This is a genomic window from Microbacterium sp. 69-10, assembly GCF_001897945.1.
Classification (GTDB): domain Bacteria; phylum Actinomycetota; class Actinomycetes; order Actinomycetales; family Microbacteriaceae; genus Microbacterium.
In genome coordinates, this window is sequence record NZ_MKRT01000006.1 from 77,057 (window position 1) to 79,428 (window position 2,372).

4 protein-coding genes, 1 tRNA gene and 1 pseudogene (1 of these 6 cut by a window edge) are annotated in these 2,372 nt (G+C 67.2%); 2 read left to right on the forward strand and 4 right to left on the reverse strand.

Annotated elements, in window-relative coordinates; translation table 11 throughout:
• The 3 genes from BGN97_RS02395 to BGN97_RS02405 all read right to left on the reverse strand — a co-directional run.
• Window positions 1–226, reverse strand: a 226-nt coding sequence (locus BGN97_RS02395; protein ID WP_292697707.1) for a hypothetical protein, incomplete at its 3' end; no start/stop codon positions are given.
• 82 nt (window positions 227–308) lie between these two features.
• Window positions 309–980 carry a hypothetical protein gene (locus BGN97_RS02400; RefSeq protein WP_292697709.1) on the reverse strand — a complete coding sequence of 224 codons (672 nt, stop codon included), beginning with the start codon at window positions 978–980 and terminating at the stop codon, window positions 309–311.
• Window positions 973–1,206, reverse strand: coding sequence for a hypothetical protein (locus BGN97_RS02405; RefSeq protein WP_292697711.1), 234 nt, complete (start codon window positions 1,204–1,206; stop codon window positions 973–975). Before BGN97_RS02405 ends, BGN97_RS02400 begins: the two co-directional genes overlap by 8 nt.
• A 175-nt stretch (window positions 1,207–1,381) precedes the next feature.
• On the opposite strand from BGN97_RS02405, the gene BGN97_RS18460 reads away from it, so the two are divergent.
• The gene (locus tag BGN97_RS18460) at window positions 1,382–1,603 is read left to right on the forward strand and encodes a helix-turn-helix transcriptional regulator (protein ID WP_363331391.1); all 222 of its coding nucleotides are present in this window, start codon (window positions 1,382–1,384) and stop codon (window positions 1,601–1,603) included.
• Here BGN97_RS18460 and BGN97_RS02410 read toward each other — a convergent pair.
• Window positions 1,565–1,637, reverse strand: a tRNA-Lys gene (locus tag BGN97_RS02410). The genes BGN97_RS18460 and BGN97_RS02410 overlap by 39 nt on opposite strands.
• A gap of 181 nt (window positions 1,638–1,818) precedes the next feature.
• Between BGN97_RS02410 and BGN97_RS02415 the strand changes: the two are divergent.
• Window positions 1,819–2,372: pseudogene (locus BGN97_RS02415) on the forward strand (inositol monophosphatase family protein); it runs 233 nt beyond the window's last position.

Genomic DNA, 2,372 nt, shown 5'->3' on the forward strand with positions numbered 1-2,372 from the left:
CCCACTCCTCGGCATTCAGCTTCCGGTAGCCGCGCTTGCCGCCGCCCGGCGTCGTCGAGGCGATCTGTCCGGCAGCGCCGCGCACGGGGCGCGGCTGGGTCGCGCGCATGAGCCCGGCGACGATGAGCTCGCGCATCTGGATGCCCTTGCGGTGCGCCGCCGCCTCGAGCGCGAGGAACGTCTCAGCGGGCAGGTGGATCATCACGGGGATGGTGCGGTCGCTCATCGCTCGCCACGCTCTCCGACGACGCACGCGAGCCGGTACGCGATCCACGCGCCCATCGCGAGGAACATCCACACGGCGGCGGTCACGAGATGCTCCGCACGATGGGTCGTGCGCCGCAGTGGATGCAGGCGTGCGACTTCGCGCCGAGCTCGTGCACTCGCGGCGATCGCCACGAGGCCGGGCACTCGTCATCCGCCCAGCGCACCGCGCCGAAGTTCTCCACAGGCGCGCCCTGTGGCCTCTGTGGTTGGGCTGGGTCTTTATATGTTCTTGAGTAAGTGTTCTTCTTGGTGGACGGGTCACCGTCGACGGCAACCCGTCTGCCGGTGGGGTTATCCACAGCACCAGATGACGGCTTCCCGTCGCCGGTCACGGGCGAGTTATCCACAGCCGCGAGGGCGGCGATCGGGAGCTGCGGAGCGCCCACGACGGGCAGCTGGAACGGGTCACGGAGGTGGAACACGTAGCCAGCCAGACGGCCGCCCTTGCCGCGCTTCTGCTGCCGGTGCAGGTAGCCGGCCTTCTCGAGCTCGGCGATCGCGCTGCGGACGGCCTCGCGGCCCTCCTTCCAGCTCGCCTGCTCGATCGCGCCCATGCTCACCTGGTAGCCGTCATCCTGGGTCATCAGCCACAGCAGGATGCCGCGAGCGACCCAGCTGAGAGTCTTGTCGCGGGCGTACAGGTTCGGGATCTGGGTGAAGTCCCGCTCCCACGCCATCCGCTCGCGGACGAGCACGCCGCCGCTCTCAACCACGGCGACCGCCCCACGCCAGCATCCCGACGAGATCGGCGATGATCAGGCCGGCCTGCTCGCTCGGCACCGCACGGATGCGGGCCGTCAGCGCGATCAGCGCATCCTGGTACACCTGCGAATTGCCGTGCTCGTGGTACTCCGCGACTGCGCGCTTCCCGTGCTCGACCAGCGCCTCACTCTCGCTGCGCGCCTCATCCAGCAGCATCCGCTGCCAATCACCAGCCATGCCGGCTCCCTTGCTGAATCCTCGTGAAGCGGTTTCGCTACACGGTATGAAGATTCAGCAATACGCACGACTGGACGCCCATTGACTGCGGCGTGTCGCGTTATCTATGCACGGATGCCGTTATAGTTCAAACATGACAATGATGAGTGTTCAGACGGCGACCCTCGGAGAGCGCATGAGTGCAGCTCGACGACTGGCAGGCTTCGACCAGCTCGAGATGGGCGACTACGTCGGGGCTTCGCGTCCGACGGTCTCGAAGTGGGAGCGCAACGTCACGGAACCGACGGTGACTCAGCTGCTGCTCTGGGCCCGGAAAACGAATCAGCCCGTCGAGGCGATCCTCGACGGGCTGAATCCGTGCGCCCCCAGGGACTTGAACCCTGAACCCATTGATTAAGAGTCAATTGCTCTGCCGATTGAGCTAGAGGCGCATGGCCCGGTTTCCCCGGCCGAGGAATTACATTACCAGCGGGGACGGGTCGCACCAAATCACCATCGGATCCCGGGCGCGTTGCCCGCGATCCGTACCGGGTGGCTTGGCTGCGGCGGATCGTTTCACGACCGATACCCGGCACCCCGGTCTGGCTTACCGGCCCGGACTATCCTGTTGAAGTGACCGTCCCCCTCGCAGCCACAGACTTCCGTACCGACCTCGACCTCGCCCTTCGCCTGGCGGATGCCGCCGATGAGCAATCCCTCCCCCGGTTCGATGCGGCCGACCTCGAGGTCTCACTGAAGGCCGATCGCTCGCACGTCACGGATGCCGATCTCGCCACGGAACGGGCGATCCGCGATATCCTGCACGCCGAACGCCCCGACGACGGCATCCTCGGTGAGGAGTTCGGCGCAGAGGGAGTCACGAGCCGGCAGTGGATCATCGACCCGATCGACGGGACGGCGAACTTCCTGCGCGGCGTGCCGCTGTGGGGCACCATGATCGCCCTGGCGGTCGACGGCGTCCCGCAGGTCGGCGTGGTCAGCATGCCCGCCCTCGGGCGCCGCTGGTGGGCATCCGCCGGCGACGGCTCCTGGACCGCCACGAGCGACGGAGCCCGCAGACTGTCCGTGTCGACGGTCGATTCACTCGACGAGGCGAGCGTGAGCTTCCAGAGCATCTCGCAGTGGGCGCAGGCTGGGAAGACCCCCGAGCTGCTGGTCCTCGCTGA